General features: G+C 69.2%; 16 protein-coding genes and 5 tRNA genes. 4 read left to right on the top strand and 17 right to left on the bottom strand.

All coding sequences use genetic code 11. The annotated features are described in order from the left end of the window. Positions 1 to 13 precede the first annotated feature (13 nt). From IQ210_RS43730 to IQ210_RS43720, 3 genes are read right to left on the bottom strand one after another with little or no spacing between them, the layout of a single operon-like run. The gene (locus tag IQ210_RS43730; protein WP_194084822.1) at positions 14 to 1,171 is read right to left on the bottom strand and encodes a D-alanine--D-alanine ligase family protein; all 1,158 of its coding nucleotides are present in this window, start codon (positions 1,169 to 1,171) and stop codon (positions 14 to 16) included. A 59-nt stretch (positions 1,172 to 1,230) separates the two neighbouring features. Further along, on the bottom strand, positions 1,231 to 2,241 hold the full coding sequence (locus IQ210_RS43725) for an NAD(P)H-dependent glycerol-3-phosphate dehydrogenase (RefSeq protein WP_194084821.1): 1,011 nt from the start codon (positions 2,239 to 2,241) through the stop codon (positions 1,231 to 1,233). Beyond that, complete coding sequence (locus IQ210_RS43720) at positions 2,238 to 3,002, bottom strand: lysophospholipid acyltransferase family protein (RefSeq protein WP_194084820.1); 765 nt, start codon at positions 3,000 to 3,002, stop codon at positions 2,238 to 2,240. Before IQ210_RS43720 ends, IQ210_RS43725 begins: the two co-directional genes overlap by 4 nt. Positions 3,003 to 3,158: 156 nt before the next feature. Between IQ210_RS43720 and cofC the strand changes: the two genes are divergently transcribed. Then, on the top strand, positions 3,159 to 3,797 hold the full coding sequence (gene cofC, locus IQ210_RS43715) for a 2-phospho-L-lactate guanylyltransferase (protein WP_194084819.1): 639 nt from the start codon (positions 3,159 to 3,161) through the stop codon (positions 3,795 to 3,797). A gap of 94 nt (positions 3,798 to 3,891) precedes the next feature. Continuing rightward, the gene (locus tag IQ210_RS43710) at positions 3,892 to 4,083 is read left to right on the top strand and encodes a hypothetical protein (protein WP_194084818.1); all 192 of its coding nucleotides are present in this window, start codon (positions 3,892 to 3,894) and stop codon (positions 4,081 to 4,083) included. A gap of 63 nt (positions 4,084 to 4,146) precedes the next feature. On the opposite strand, the gene IQ210_RS43705 is transcribed toward IQ210_RS43710, so the two are convergent. From IQ210_RS43705 to leuC, 4 genes are all read right to left on the bottom strand, one after another. After that, a complete protein-coding gene (locus IQ210_RS43705) occupies positions 4,147 to 4,791 on the bottom strand; it encodes an HU family DNA-binding protein (RefSeq protein WP_194084817.1) in 645 nt (214 codons plus the stop codon). Between the two features lie 137 nt (positions 4,792 to 4,928). After that, positions 4,929 to 5,159 carry an SCO5555 family protein gene (locus IQ210_RS43700; protein WP_079310414.1) on the bottom strand — a complete coding sequence of 77 codons (231 nt, stop codon included), beginning with the start codon at positions 5,157 to 5,159 and terminating at the stop codon, positions 4,929 to 4,931. A 277-nt stretch (positions 5,160 to 5,436) separates the two neighbouring features. Further along, positions 5,437 to 6,030, bottom strand: a complete 594-nt coding sequence (gene leuD / locus IQ210_RS43695; protein WP_194084816.1) for a 3-isopropylmalate dehydratase small subunit — start codon at positions 6,028 to 6,030, stop codon at positions 5,437 to 5,439. Positions 6,031 to 6,036: 6 nt separating this feature from the next. Next, complete coding sequence (gene leuC, locus IQ210_RS43690; RefSeq protein WP_194084815.1) at positions 6,037 to 7,461, bottom strand: 3-isopropylmalate dehydratase large subunit; 1,425 nt, start codon at positions 7,459 to 7,461, stop codon at positions 6,037 to 6,039. Between the two features lie 192 nt (positions 7,462 to 7,653). Here leuC and ndgR point away from each other — a divergent pair, with 192 nt between their 5' ends. Beyond that, positions 7,654 to 8,370, top strand: a complete 717-nt coding sequence (ndgR, locus tag IQ210_RS43685; protein WP_015036427.1) for an IclR family transcriptional regulator NdgR — start codon at positions 7,654 to 7,656, stop codon at positions 8,368 to 8,370. Positions 8,371 to 8,447: 77 nt separating this feature from the next. Here ndgR and IQ210_RS43680 read toward each other — a convergent pair whose 3' ends face one another. After that, positions 8,448 to 8,966, bottom strand: coding sequence for a DUF4188 domain-containing protein (locus IQ210_RS43680; protein ID WP_194084814.1), 519 nt, complete (start codon positions 8,964 to 8,966; stop codon positions 8,448 to 8,450). Positions 8,967 to 9,055: 89 nt separating this feature from the next. On the opposite strand from IQ210_RS43680, the gene IQ210_RS43675 reads away from it, so the two are divergent. Beyond that, entirely contained in the window at positions 9,056 to 9,700 is a 645-nt protein-coding gene (locus tag IQ210_RS43675; protein ID WP_194084813.1) for a MerR family transcriptional regulator, read from the top strand. A 66-nt stretch (positions 9,701 to 9,766) separates the two neighbouring features. Here IQ210_RS43675 and IQ210_RS43670 read toward each other — a convergent pair. The 9 genes from IQ210_RS43670 to IQ210_RS43630 form a co-directional block, all read right to left on the bottom strand. Next, a tRNA-Glu gene (locus IQ210_RS43670) sits at positions 9,767 to 9,839 on the bottom strand. Positions 9,840 to 9,867: 28 nt separating this feature from the next. Next, positions 9,868 to 9,939 (bottom strand) — tRNA-Gln (locus IQ210_RS43665). Positions 9,940 to 9,959: 20 nt separating this feature from the next. Next, positions 9,960 to 10,032: transfer RNA gene (locus IQ210_RS43660), tRNA-Glu, on the bottom strand. Positions 10,033 to 10,094: 62 nt separating this feature from the next. Continuing rightward, a tRNA-Glu gene (locus tag IQ210_RS43655) sits at positions 10,095 to 10,167 on the bottom strand. A gap of 21 nt (positions 10,168 to 10,188) precedes the next feature. Continuing rightward, positions 10,189 to 10,260: transfer RNA gene (locus tag IQ210_RS43650), tRNA-Gln, on the bottom strand. 91 nt (positions 10,261 to 10,351) lie between these two features. Beyond that, the gene (locus IQ210_RS43645) at positions 10,352 to 11,083 is read right to left on the bottom strand and encodes an HAD family hydrolase (RefSeq protein ID WP_194084812.1); all 732 of its coding nucleotides are present in this window, start codon (positions 11,081 to 11,083) and stop codon (positions 10,352 to 10,354) included. A 95-nt stretch (positions 11,084 to 11,178) separates the two neighbouring features. Further along, positions 11,179 to 12,663 (bottom strand): glutamate--tRNA ligase, encoded by a 1,485-nt coding sequence (gltX, locus tag IQ210_RS43640; protein ID WP_194084811.1) that lies wholly within the window; start codon positions 12,661 to 12,663, stop codon positions 11,179 to 11,181. After that, positions 12,647 to 13,423: a fumarylacetoacetate hydrolase family protein gene (locus IQ210_RS43635; protein ID WP_079310420.1), complete on the bottom strand. Its 777-nt coding sequence runs from the start codon at positions 13,421 to 13,423 to the stop codon at positions 12,647 to 12,649. Before IQ210_RS43635 ends, gltX begins: the two co-directional genes overlap by 17 nt. 137 nt (positions 13,424 to 13,560) lie before the next feature. Next, complete coding sequence (locus tag IQ210_RS43630) at positions 13,561 to 13,746, bottom strand: hypothetical protein (protein WP_194084810.1); 186 nt, start codon at positions 13,744 to 13,746, stop codon at positions 13,561 to 13,563. Between the last annotated feature and the right edge of the window lie 99 nt (positions 13,747 to 13,845).

Genomic DNA, 13,845 nt, shown 5'->3' with positions numbered 1-13,845 from the left:
ACCGCCACCGGGCTCAGCGCAGGCCCGTCGACCTGCGCAGCGCCGCCTGGATCAGCCGGTCCACCAGCTCCGGGTAGCTGACCCCGGTCGCCTGCCACATCTGCGGATACATCGAGATCGGCGTGAAGCCCGGCATCGTGTTGATCTCGTTGATCACGAACTCGCCGTCCTCGGTGAGGAAGAAGTCCGCGCGGACCAGCCCCTCGCAGGACGCCGCGTCGAAGGCGTCCACCGCGAGCCGCTGCACCTCTGCGGTCTCCTCCGGCGTCAGCGGCGCCGGCACGAGCCCCGGGGTGGAGTCGATGTACTTGGCCTCGAAGTCGTAGTACGCGTGCGCGTCCGGCGGCGGGATCTCGGCCGGAACCGAGGCACGGGGACCGTCCTCGAACTCGAGCACCCCGCACTCGATCTCCCGGCCGCGCAGGGCCGCCTCGACGAGGATCTTCGGGTCGTGCCGCTGGGCCTCGACGATCGCCTCGTCGAGCCCGGACAGGTCGTCGACCTTGGTGATGCCGATCGACGAACCCGCGCGCGCGGGCTTCACGAACAGCGGCCAGCCGTGCTCACCCGCGAAGTCGACGATCTTCTTACGGGCGGCCGACTCGTCCTGCTCCCACTCGCGGGGCCGAATCACCACGTACGGGCCGACCTTGAGCCCGAAGGAGGTGAACACCCGCTTCATGTACTCCTTGTCCTGACCGACCGCCGAGGCGAGCACGCCCGAGCCGACGTACGGGACACCGGAGAGCTCCAGCAGACCCTGAAGGGTGCCGTCCTCGCCGTAGGGGCCGTGCAGGACGGGGAAGACGACGTCGACCTCACCGAGCGCCTTGGGCACCGATCCCGGTTCGCTGTACACGACTTCGCGGTTCGCGGGGTCGACGGGGAGCACCACTCCGCCCTCGTGCGACTCGGCCAGCTCGTCGACGTTGGGCGTACGGCGCTCGGTGATCGCCATGCGGTCCGGTTCGTCGGCGGTGAGCGCCCAACGGCCGTCCTGGGTGATGCCGATCGGCAGGACGTCGTACTTGGTCCGGTCGATGGCCTTCAGGACGGCGCCGGCGGTGACCACGGAGATCCCGTGTTCGGAGCTGCGCCCGCCGAACACGACGGCCACGCGCGGCTTGCGAGACGGCTGCTCAGGGCTCTGGGGGAGGTTCTCGGTGCTCATATCGCGTTGAGAGTACCCGTTGGTAGAGCCCCGATACAGCGTGCCTCCACCCGCGTCGCTCAGCGTCGTTCGGGCTTCGCGCTGCGCGACATCAGCTCCTTGACGGCGACCACCGGAGGCTTGCCCTCGTGCACGATGGCGACGACCGTCTCGGTGATCGGCATGTCGACGCCGTGCCTGCGGGCCAGATCCAGCACGGACTCACAGGACTTGACGCCCTCGGCGGTCTGCTTGGTGACCGCGATGGTCTCCTGGAGGGTCATGCCCTTGCCGAGGTTGGTGCCGAAGGTGTGGTTGCGCGAGAGCGGCGAGGAGCAGGTCGCCACCAGGTCGCCGAGACCGGCGAGTCCGGCGAAGGTGAGCGGGTCGGCGCCGAGCGCGACACCGAGCCGCGCGGTCTCCGCGAGGCCGCGCGTGATGAGCGAGCCCTTGGCGTTGTCGCCGAGCCCCATGCCGTCCGCGATGCCGACGGCGAGCCCGATGACGTTCTTCACCGCGCCGCCGAGCTCACAACCGACCACGTCCGTCTCGGTGTACGGCCTGAAGTACGGCGTGTGGCAAGCGGACTGGAGTTTCTGCGCGACCGCCTCGTCGGTGCACGCGACCACCGCGGCGGCCGGCATCCGGGCGGCGATCTCGCGCGCGAGGTTGGGCCCGGTGACCACGGCGATACGGTCCTGCCCCACCTTGGCGACGTCCTCGATCACCTCGCTCATCCGCATGGCGGAGCCGAGTTCGACGCCCTTCATCAGCGACACGAGGACGGTGTTCGGCGCGAGCAGCGGCACCCACTCGGCGAGGTTGCCGCGCAACGTCTGCGAGGGGACGGCGAGAACGGTGAAGTCGGCGTCGCGCGCGGCATCCGCCGCGTCCGTCGTCGCCCGCAGGTTCACCGGGAGTTCGACGCCGGGAAGGTAGTCCGGGTTCGTACGCGTGGAGTTGACCGCTTCCGCGAGTTCGGCGCGGCGGCCCCACAGGGTGACCTCGCAGCCCGCGTCGGCGAGGACCATGCCGAAGGCGGTGCCCCACGATCCGGTACCGAAGACAGCCGCCTTGACGGGCTTGCTCACTTGGCGTTCTCCTCCTCGTGGCCGGCCTCGGCCTGACTCCGCCTGCGCTGCTCGATCCGCTCCTTGCGCGGGTCGTAGGGCGTGGCGGGCGCCTTCTCGCCGCGGATCTCCTCCAGCTGGCGGGTGATGGCGGCCATGATGACCTCGGTGGCGTCCTTGAGGAGGTCCGGGGTCATCTCCTTGTCGTAGAACGGCGTCAGGTCCACCGGCGGGCCCGCGAGGACCTTCGAGGTCTTGCGCGGACGGAGGTTGAGCTTCTTGGCGTACGGCGGCAACACCTCGTTGGCGCCCCACTGCGCGACCGGGATCACCGGGCACTTGGTCTGCAGGGCCACCCGCGCGGCGCCGGTCTTGCCGGTCATCGGCCACTGGTCGGGGTCCCGGGTGATGGTGCCCTCGGGGTAGAACGCGACGCACTCGCCGCGCTCCACGGCGTCGATCGCGGCCCGGAAGGCGCTCAGCGCGTCCGTGGTCTCGCGGTAGACGGGGATCTGTCCGGTGCCGCGCATGAAGGCACCGACGAATCCCTTCTTGAAAAGACCGCTCTTCGCGAGGAATCGCGGAACACGGCCGGTGTTGTACTGAAAGTGCGCGTACGCGAAGGGATCGATGTGCGAATTGTGGTTCACCGCGGTGATAAATCCGCCATCAGCCGGAATGTTCTCCATTCCGCGCCAGTCCCGCTTGATCAGAACCACCAGCGGCGGTTTGGCGATCACCGCTGCCAAGCGGTACCAGAAGCCGATTCTGCGGCGGGGCACGCGGACACCTTCCTCTAGGGGCCTTCAGGGCCGCACAAGTGTCGCCCCAGGCCGCCGGTCTGTCGAGAACACCGTACGCCTCGCCGCGACGACCGCCAGATGGCCCAGGTGACGGCTGAGTGACAATGACCGCGACAAGAGAGGGACGGAACGCTCGTGCAGTGGACCTTGGTCATACCCCTGAAGCCCCTGGAGCGGGCCAAGAGCAGGCTCTCGGACACCGCGGCGGACGGGCTGCGCCCGGGCCTCGCCCTCGCCTTCGCCCAGGACACCGTGGCAGCGGCGCTGGCCTCCCGCGCGGTCGGGGATGTGGCAGTAGTCACGGACGACCCGCTGGCCGGCCGCGAGCTGTCCGCCCTGGGCGCCCGAATCGTCCCCGATGAGCCGCGCGGCGGCCTGAACGCGGCGCTGGCGTACGGGGCGGGGGTCGTACGCGCTTCGCACCCGGAAACCCCCGTAGCGGCCCTGAACGCCGACCTGCCCGCCCTGCGCCCGCTGGAATTGGCCCGGGTACTGGACGCAGCGACGGAATTCCCCCGCGCTTTCCTTCCGGACGCGGCAGGAATCGGTACGACGCTACTGGCGATCCACGGGGACCAGGAATTGCGCCCGTCATTCGGCACGGATTCCCGGGCCAGGCATCGTGCGTCGGGGGCGGTGGAACTGGCTCTCACGGACGTCGACTCGGTACGCCAGGACGTGGACACGGGCGAGGACCTGAGAGCGGCGCTGGCGCTGGGGGTGGGGCCCCGTACGGCGGCAGCGTCGGCGCGCTTGCTGATCCCGGGCTCTTGAGGCCGACGGCACTGCAACGCCCCAGGGGCGCGGGGAGCTGCGCGACCAGCCGCGACAGGCCCGCACCCGACGACGAACCACTAGGCTGACGACCATGCAGGCCACCGCATACACCTACGACGCCGACACCCGAACCGGCAGCGTGCTGCTGGACGACGGCACCCCCGTCCCCTTCGACGCCCCGGCGTTCGACGCAGGCGGCCTCCGCCTGCTCCGCCCCGGCCAGCGGGTCCGCATCGAACTGGACGGCGACAAGGTCACCCTCGTAACCCTCCAGACCTTCTAGAACGCGCCGCGGGCCGGACTCCATGAACGGAGTCCGGCCCGGCGCGTGAGTACCGCTCGCCCCTTACCTCTTGCGGGCGGTGGCCTTCTTGGCGGTGGTCTTGCGAGCCGTCGACTTCGCGGCGGGCGCCTTCTTGGCGGTCGCCTTCTTCGCCGGGGCCTTCTTGGCCGTCGCCTTCTTGGCGGTGGTCTTCTTCGCGGCGGAGGTCTTGGCGGCGCCCGTGGTCTTCTTGGCCGTCGTCTTCTTCGCCGTGGTCTTCTTGGCGGCCGCCGTGGTCTTCTTGGCGGTCGTCTTCTTCGCCGTGGTCTTCTTCGCGGCGGCGGTCTTGGTGGTGGCCTTCTTCGCGGCGGCCTTCTTGACCGTGGCGGAAGCCCCACCGGTCAGGCTGCCCTTGGGGGCCTTCTTGACCGCGACGTCGTTCTTCGGGAGCTTCTTCGTGCCGCTCACCAGGTCCTTGAAGCCCTGGCCCGCACGGAAGCGGGGAACGGAGGTCTTCTTGACCCGAACCCGCTCGCCCGTCTGGGGGTTCCGGGCGTACCGGGCCGGGCGGTCGACCTTCTCGAACGAACCGAAGCCGGTGACCGAGACCCGGTCCCCCGCCACGGTCGCGCGGACGATGGCGTCCAGGACCGCGTCGACCGCGTCGGCGGCCTGCTGACGGCCACCGACCTTGTCGGCAATCGCTTCTACGAGCTGCGCCTTGTTCACGTCTTCCCCTTCGGAGACATTGCCCGAACGAAACTGTTCAGGCTTTTTCGCACGTTAGGCAGATATATACCGCAAATCAAACACGAAACGGGCTTATCACCCTTGTGCCGCAACGGGTTCGGCTGTCTCGGACTTGTTCAGCGTTCCTCTTCGGGGAATCGACCCGCGTCGAGGTCCGCCGTGAAGGCCTCCAGACGCCTTGCCGCATCGGCGAGATCGTGCTTGGCCGCGGCCGTAATGACCAGCAGCTTCCGGGTCAGCGCCATCCGTACGCCCTCCGGGACTTGCAGTGCGCGCACCCTTGTGTGCGCTTCCTTGAGTTGGTCCGCGACCGCCGCATAGAGCTCGAGTTGGCCGTCGTGTTCCATGCACAGATTGTGCCATCTGGGGCGAGTTGTCGCCCGCTCAGGGTGCAACTGCCGCCTCAAACGGCCTTCCGGGCGCGTGCCGAAGCCACGGCCACAACAGTCGCGTACCCCTGCAACACCCCTTCTAACGTGGGAAGTTGAGAAGCGTTTTGGGCGGGCGCAGGGCCGTTCGGGTGCAGACACGGCTGTACCCCCGATCGGGCTGATCGGGGGTACAGCGGGGGGTGTTCGGTGGCCGAAACTCGACCTGTTCAGTTGTGCCGCGCGAGGGTCGCGGTCAGACCTCGAGCGTCCGCGGCTTGAACGAGGGCCGCTTGGCCTCGTACGCGGCGATGTCGGCCTCGTTCTGGAGGGTGATGGAGATGTCGTCGAGGCCGTTCAGCAGCCGCCAGCGGGAGTTCTCGTCCAGCTCGAAGCTCGCGGTGACGCCCTCGGCGCGCACCTCGCGGGCCTCCAGGTCGACCGTGATCTCGGCCTGCGGGTCGTTCTCGCTGAGCTCCTGCAGCTCTTCCACGATCTTCTGGTCCAGAACGACCGTGAGCAGGCCGTTCTTGAGCGAGTTGCCGCGGAAGATGTCGGCGAAGCGGGAGGAGATGACGGCCTTGAAGCCGTAGTTCTGCAGCGCCCACACGGCGTGCTCACGGGAGGAGCCGGTGCCGAAGTCGGGGCCGGCGACCAGGACCGTCGCGCCCTTGCGCTCGGGCTGGTTGAGGACGAACGTCTCGTCCTTGCGCCAGGCCTCGAACAGCCCGTCCTCGAACCCGTCCCGCGTGACCTTCTTGAGCCAGTGAGCAGGGATGATCTGGTCGGTGTCGACGTTGCTGCGGCGCAGCGGGACGGCCCGGCCGGTGTGCGTGGTGAATGCTTCCATGACTGATCAGACTCCAGCGGCGACAGGGGCGTCGGACAGGTCGGCGGGCGAGGCCAGGTGGCCCAGCACGGCGGTCGCGGCGGCGACCTGCGGCGAGACCAGGTGCGTACGGCCGCCCTTGCCCTGCCTGCCCTCGAAGTTGCGGTTCGAGGTGGACGCGGAGCGCTCACCCGGGGCCAGCTGGTCGGGGTTCATGCCCAGACACATCGAGCAGCCCGCGTGCCGCCATTCGGCACCGGCGTCCTTGAAGACGACGTCCAAGCCCTCGGAGACGGCCTGCAGACCGACCCGCGCGGAGCCGGGAACGACCAGCATCCGTACGCCGTCGGCGACTTTGCGGCCCTTGATGAGCTCGGCGGCGGCGCGCAGGTCCTCGATCCGGCCGTTGGTGCAGGAGCCTACGAAGACGGTGTCCACCTTGATGGAGCGCAGCGGCTGTCCGGCCTCCAACCCCATGTATTCCAGGGCCTTTTCGGCGGCGAGGCGCTCCGAAGCGTCTTCGTACGAAGCGGGATCGGGGACGTCCGCCGAAAGCGGCGCGCCCTGACCGGGGTTGGTGCCCCAGGTGACGAACGGCGACAGTTCGGCGGCCTCGATGACGACCTCGGCGTCGAACTCGGCGTCCTCGTCCGTCTTCAGGGTCTTCCAGTACGCGACGGCCGCGTCCCAGTCCTCGCCCTTGGGGGCGTGCACCCGGCCCTCGAGGTAGTCGAAGGTGGTCTGGTCGGGGGCGATCATGCCCGCGCGGGCACCGGCCTCGATCGACATGTTGCAGATGGTCATGCGGGCCTCCATCGAGAGTTTCTCGATGGCGGAGCCGCGGTACTCCAGGACGTAGCCCTGGCCGCCGCCGGTGCCGATCTTGGCGATGATCGCCAGGATCAGGTCCTTGGCGGTGACGCCCTCGGGCAGTTCGCCGTTGACCGTGATGGCCATGGTCTTCGGGCGGACCAGCGGCAGCGTCTGGGTGGCCAGCACGTGCTCGACCTGGGAGGTGCCGATGCCGAACGCCAGGCCGCCGAAGGCACCGTGCGTGGAGGTGTGGGAGTCGCCGCAGACGACGGTCATGCCGGGCTGGGTCAGACCCAGCTGCGGGCCGACGACGTGCACGACGCCCTGCTCGACGTCGCCCAGCGGGTGCAGGCGCACGCCGAACTCGGCGGCGTTCTTGCGCAGCGTCTCCAGCTGGACCCGGGAGACCGGGTCGGCGATGGGCTTGTCGATGTCGAGGGTCGGGGTGTTGTGGTCCTCGGTCGCGATGGTGAGGTCGAGGCGGCGCACCTGGCGACCGCTCTTGCGGAGGCCGTCGAAGGCCTGCGGGCTGGTCACCTCGTGCAGCAGATGCAGATCGATGAAGAGGAGGTCGGGCTCGCCCTCGGCGCGCCGGACGACGTGGTCGTCCCAGACCTTCTCCGCGAGTGTCCTACCCATCGCTTTCCCTCCGGCCGGCAAGAGGTGCGCCGGCCCAACTAGAGATCTTCCGGAAGCGGCGCCCGCACCCCTGGATTCCCGGGCAGCCGCCGCCAGGCCCGTTTGGTCCGCGGGCCGCTGTGCATCCAAGGGTTGCGCGTCTCACGAAAAAAGGAACTTGCGTTTCACAGAGTGAGACGTGAGTATCGTTTCATGGACAACAGTAGCGGCGTCGGCGTTCTGGACAAGGCAGCCCTTGTCCTCAGCGCCCTGGAGTCCGGTCCGGCCACCCTCGCGGGGCTTGTGGCGGCCACCGGACTGGCAAGACCCACGGCCCACCGGCTGGCCGTGGCTTTGGAACACCACCGTATGGTGGCGCGCGACATGCAGGGCCGTTTCATTCTCGGCCCGCGCCTCGCGGAACTGGCCGCGGCGGCCGGCGAGGACCGTCTCCTCGCCACGGCGGGCCCGGTCCTGACGCACCTGCGTGACGTCACGGGCGAGAGCGCCCAGCTCTACCGCCGCCAGGGCGACATGCGCATCTGCGTCGCCGCGGCGGAGCGCCTGTCCGGCCTGCGGGACACCGTCCCGGTCGGCTCGACGCTCACGATGAAGGCCGGTTCCTCGGCCCAGATCCTGATGGCCTGGGAGGAACCCGAGCGCCTGCACCGCGGCCTCCAGGGCGCCCGCTTCACGGCGACGGCCCTGTCGGGCGTCAGGCGCCGCGGCTGGGCCCAGTCGATCGGCGAGCGCGAGCCGGGCGTCGCGTCCGTCTCAGCGCCCGTACGCGGCCCTTCCAACCGGGTCGTGGCCGCCGTGTCCGTCTCCGGCCCCATCGAGCGTCTGACGCGCCACCCGGGCCGTATGCACGCCCAGGCGGTCATCGACGCCGCGGCCCGCCTCTCCGAGGCCCTGCGCCGCACGGGCTGAACCCCGGACCGGGACATCGACGAAGGGGCCTGCCCCAACGCCGCGGCAGGCCCCTTCGTTCCCCCGATCCCCCCGGGTCAGCCGGTCTTCCCGGCCGCCTTCGCCGACCGGTGCGCGAACCGGTCCTTGGCGTAGCGCCCCCGCCGCTCCAGCGGCACCTGCCCGTGCGCCGCGGCGAGCCCGAACGCGGGCATGTCCCCGTAGATCGCCTCGTACGACCCCTCGGGCACCACATAGGCCTCGTGCCAGATGCCCACATGGCCCTTGACCTTGCCCTCCCGCTCCTTGCGGTTGAGGAGCCCCCAGATCCGGTGGTGGATCATCTCCGGCGAGTGGGCGTAGGCGTAGAGCTTCTCCTTGGACTCCCAGTACTGGACGATGTAGTACGTCCGCGGCGACGCCGTCAGCATCACCTTGCCCAGCAGCCCGCGGCTCGGGTCCTTGGCGAGCTCCGCCAGCATGCGGAACATCGACACCATCACGAGCCCCCACTGGTGCACGGCCCAGAAGTGGTTGATGCGCATCCCGATGAGCAGGACCACCACGTCCCCCTCGGCATCGGCGGTCGTACGCCCCAGCACCCGCTTCGTGAACACGGCTCCCCCATGGCTCCCTCATCGGATAGCGGCACTATCCTTCTGGATGATGCTTGGATAGTGGCACTCCCCAATGAAGGGCGCAAGACATGCGGCTGGCCGAACTGAGCGAGCGTAGTGGGGTGTCCACGGCGACGATCAAGTACTACCTGCGCGAAGGGCTGTTGGCGCCCGGCCGCCAGGTCAACACGACCACCGCCGACTACGACGAGGAGCACCTGCGCCGACTGAGGCTGATCCGCGCGATGATCCAGGTCGGCCGGGTGCCGGTGGCGACGGTCAAGGAGGTGCTGGGGCACGTCGACGACGACTCCTTGCCTCGCGCGATGCGCCTGGGCGCGGCGGTCTGGGCCCTGCCGCAGGTTCCGGAGCCGGACGCGGACGACGAGTTCGTGCAGGGCGCGCGGGTCGCGATGGAGGGGCTGCTCAAGACCCTGGGGTGGTCCAACGCCCAGGCCATGACGACGATCTCGCCGTCCTTCCGCTCCCTCGTGGTGGCGACGGCCGCGCTGCGCCGGCTCGGCTACGACTGGAATCCCGAGACGCTCGTGCCGTACGCCCGGCTGATGCGCCAAGTCGCCGAGCTGGACATGGAGTTCATGGAGTCCCACGTCTCGGAGGCGGAGAAGGCGGAGGTGGCGGTGCTGGGTGTGGTGCTCGTCGAGCCGATGCTCCAGGCGCTGCACCGGCTGGCGCAGGAGGAGGAGTCGACGCGGCGGTACGGCTTCGAGTAGGGCGGCGGGAGCCGGTCCCCGAGAACGGAGAAGGCCCCCCACCGAAGTGGAGGGCCTTCCTCTACGTACCCCCGACCGGATTCGAACCGGCGCTACCGCCTTGAGAGGGCGGCGTGCTAGGCCGCTACACAACGGGGGCGTGGAGCCTGCGTCTCCGCAGGTCCGAGCTGGTCTACCTGGACTCGAACCAAGACTAACTGAACCAGAATCAGTCGTGCTGCCAATTACACCATAGACCAATGTGGTTTAGACCAGTCAGTACCCCCGACCGGATTCGAACCGGCGCTACCGCCTTGAGAGGGCGGCGTGCTAGGCCGCTACACAACGGGGGCCCTAGCGATCCTGCATCGATGGTGGTGGGAGCTACCCGAACCACCTTCGCGGGAAGGATCTGTACCCCCGACCGGATTCGAACCGGCGCTACTGCCTTGAGAGGGCAGCGTGCTAGGCCGCTACACAACGGGGGCTTTGCAGATGAGCTCTGCGAGCTGGCCTACCTGGACTCGAACCAAGACTAACTGAACCAGAATCAGTCGTGCTGCCAATTACACCATAGGCCACTGGAACGCAAGCCCCGATGGGGATCTTGTTCTAGTTTCGCGCTGTGGGTTTCCGGCCTCTCGGCCCGCTCCCCTCGGCGCAGGAAGAACATTACCCGAAGGTGGACGGGGCTCCAAAACGGGTATCCGCGCCGAGGAGCGCGGGGAGTTCGGCGAGGGTGGCGATCCGGTGCGGGCCGACGGGCGCGTCGATGCCGGCGTACCCGCCGTCACGGTTGATCCACACCGAGAGCAGCCCGGCGTCGGCTGCGCCCCGGCCGTCGATCTCCGGATGGTCCCCGACGTACGCCACCTCGTGCGGGGCGAGGTCCAGGGCGTCGCAGGCGGCGAGGAAGGCGGCGGCCTCCGGCTTGGAGACGCCGAGTTCGGCGGCGCACAGGATCGCCTCGAAGCGGTCGTGGACACCGAGACTGCGCAGCTTGCGGTCCTGGACCTGGATGCTGGAGTTGGAGAGCACCGCGTGCCGGTGGCTGGCGGCGAGGGCGTCGAGGGCGGGCAGGACGTCCGGGAAGAGCTCCCAGACGGTCTCGTAGTGGTCGACGTACCGCTGGAACCAGGCGTCCGCCTCCGCGTCGCTCAGCTGCTCGCCCAGGAACGCCCGGACCCGGTCGCGGCGCTGGCCCTGGAAGTCGACCTCTCCGGCGGAGAACCGCGCCCACTGGACGTCGGTGATCTCCCGCCAGCGGACGATGGCCTGCTCGACGCTCTCGTACCCGTCCAGCAGTCCCTCGGCCGTCAGATGCAGCCGCATGCCGGCGCGGTCGGCGCCGGTGTAGTCGAAGAGAGTGTCGTCGACGTCCCAGACCACGGCCCGAATGCTCATGATCCGACGGTAACCCGGGAGTTGCCGCCCTGTCCGGGGTACGGCGAAGGGGCGGCACCCGGTGGTCCGGGTGCCGCCCCTCACGGGTGTGCGGGTTACGCCGCCAGCTTCGCCAGGGCCGCGTCGATGCGGGCCAGCGTCGTCTCCTTGCCCAGGATCTCCAGGGACTCGAAGAGCGGCAGGCCTACGGTGCGGCCGGTGACGGCGACACGGACCGGGGCCTGGGCCTTGCCGAGCTTGAGGCCGTGGGCCTCGCCGGCGGCCAGGACGGCCTCCTTCAGCGACTCCGCGGAGCTCCAGTCGGCCGCGTCCAGCTTCTCGCGGGCCGTGGTCAGGAGCGCGTCGCTGCCCTCCTTCATCGCCTTCGTCCAGGACGGCTCGTCGAAGACCGGCTCCGCCAGGAAGAGGAAGTCGACGTTGTCGGTGATCTCGGACAGGACCTTCAGACGGGTCTGGGCGTGCGGGGCGATCGCCTGCCACTTCGCCTCGTCGAACTCCTCCGGCGACCAGGGCGCGAAGGGCGCCTGGAGCCAGGGGGCGCAGCGCTCGGTGAAGTCCTTCACGTCCAGCAGGCGGATGTGGTCGGCGTTGATCGCCTCGCACTTCTTCAGGTCGAAGCGCGCCGGGTTGGGGTTCACGTCCGCGATGTCGAAGGCCGCGATGAGCTCGTCGGTGGTGAAGATGTCCTTGTCCGCCGAGAGCGACCAGCCCAGCAGGGACAGGTAGTTGAGCAGGCCCTCGGGCAGGAAGCCGCGCTCGCGGTAGAGGTTGAGGGAGGCCTGCGGGTCGCGCTTGGAGAGCTTCTTGTTGCCCTCGCCCATGACGTACGGCAGGTGGCCGAACTCCGGGACGGTCTTGGCGACGCCCAGCTCGATCAGCGCCTTGTACAGGGCGATCTGGCGGGGGGTGGAGGAGAGCAGGTCCTCGCCGCGCAGGACGTGGGTGATCTCCATCAGGGCGTCGTCGACCGGGTTGACGAGGGTGTAGAGCGGGGCGCCGTTCGCGCGGACGATGCCGTAGTCCGGGACGTTCTCCGGGGTGAAGGTCAGCTCGCCGCGGACCAGGTCCGTGAAGGTGATCGTCTCGTCGGGCATGCGGAAGCGGACGATCGGCTCGCGGCCCTCGGCGCGGTAGGCCTCGACCTGCTCGGCGCTCAGGTCGCGGCAGTGGCCGTCGTAGCCGGAGGGCTTGCCGGCGGCGCGGGCGGCCTCGCGGCGCTCGTCCAGCTCCGCCTGGGAGCAGTAGCAGTGGTAGGCGTGGCCGGCGTCCAGGAGCTTGGCGGCGACGTCCTTGTAGAGGTCCATGCGCTGCGACTGGCGGTAGGGCGCGTGCGGGCCGCCGATCTCGGGGCCCTCGTCCCAGTCGAAGCCCAGCCAGCGCATCGAGTCGAGCAGCTGCTGGTACGACTCCTCGGAGTCGCGGGCCGCGTCGGTGTCCTCGATGCGGAAGACCAGGGTGCCCTGGTGGTGCCGGGCGAACGCCCAGTTGAACAGGGCGGTGCGGACCAGGCCCACGTGGGGGTTACCGGTGGGCGAGGGGCAGAAACGTACGCGGACGGGTGCGCTAGCCACGCTTGACAACCTTGTTGGTGAGAGTGCCGATGCCTTCGATGGTGACGGCGACCTCGTCGCCGACGGTGAGCGGTCCGACGCCTGCCGGGGTGCCCGTGAGGATCACGTCGCCGGGGAGCAGCGTCATGGCCTCGGAGATGTTGACGATCAGATCCTCGATCGGGTGGATCATCTCGCTGGTGCGGCCGAGCTGGCGCTGTTGGCCGTTGACCGTGAGCTGGATGGTGAGGTCGCTCGGGTCGAGGTCGGTCTCCACCCAGGGGCCGAGCGGGCAGGAGGTGTCGAAGCCCTTGGCCCTGGCCCACTGCTTCTCGCGCCGCTGCACGTCACGGGCGGTGACGTCGATGGCGCAGGTGTAGCCGAGGATGACGTCCTTGACGCGCTCGCGCGGGACCTCGCGGCACATGCGGCCGATGACCACGGCCAGCTCGGCCTCGTGGTGCAGTTCCTCGGAGAAGGACGGGTACTGGATCTCGTCGCCGGGGCCGATCACCGAGGTGGACGGCTTGAAGAAGGCGAACGGGACGTCCGGGACGTCGTTGCCGAGTTCGCGCGCGTGCTCCGCGTAGTTGCGGCCGTAGGCCACGACCTTGTTGGGGAGCACCGGCGGCAGCAGCCGGACCTTGCTCAGCGGGACCTTCGTGCCGGAGAGCTCGAAGTCGGCGAACGGGATGCCCTTGATGATGTCGAGGACGAGTTCGTCCGGCTTGTCGCCCTCGACCGCGCCGAAGGCGACGTTCCCGTCGATGGAGAATCTGGCGATGCGCACGGGATCCTTGCGCCCCTTAACTGAGCTGGCTGGAGTCTGACGCTCCAGGCTAACGCGGGGAGGGGCGGCTGCCGCGCGCATTACCGAGGGCGCCCCGCGGATCGGCGTGGGCGCCCTGATGGTCGTACGGCTGTGATCTACTCGGCGGCAGCGGCGACCGGGATCTCCATCAGGACCGTGCGGCGCGGGTTGGCGGTCTGGGCCGGGAGGTCGACCGAGTGCTCCGGGAGCTCCGGGGTCTGCAGGTCGTCGGCGTCCTCGAGGTGCGCCAGCGTCGTGCGCCGCGGGTTGGCTATGTTGCGGAACATCATCGTCGTCTTCACGGTTGCAGTGGACCTTGTCGTCCTCGGGCGTCGGCGGAGTCCTGAAGGACCCTCGCGCAGACGCAGGTTGTCAAAGTGTTACGTCATGTAAAGCGTCAG

The organism is Streptomyces justiciae (assembly GCF_015163075.1).
In the GTDB taxonomy this organism is placed as follows: Bacteria; Actinomycetota; Actinomycetes; order Streptomycetales; family Streptomycetaceae; genus Streptomyces; species Streptomyces justiciae.
The sequence above is the reverse complement of the archived record's forward strand: the minus strand, read 5'-3'. Positions and strand labels throughout refer to the sequence as shown.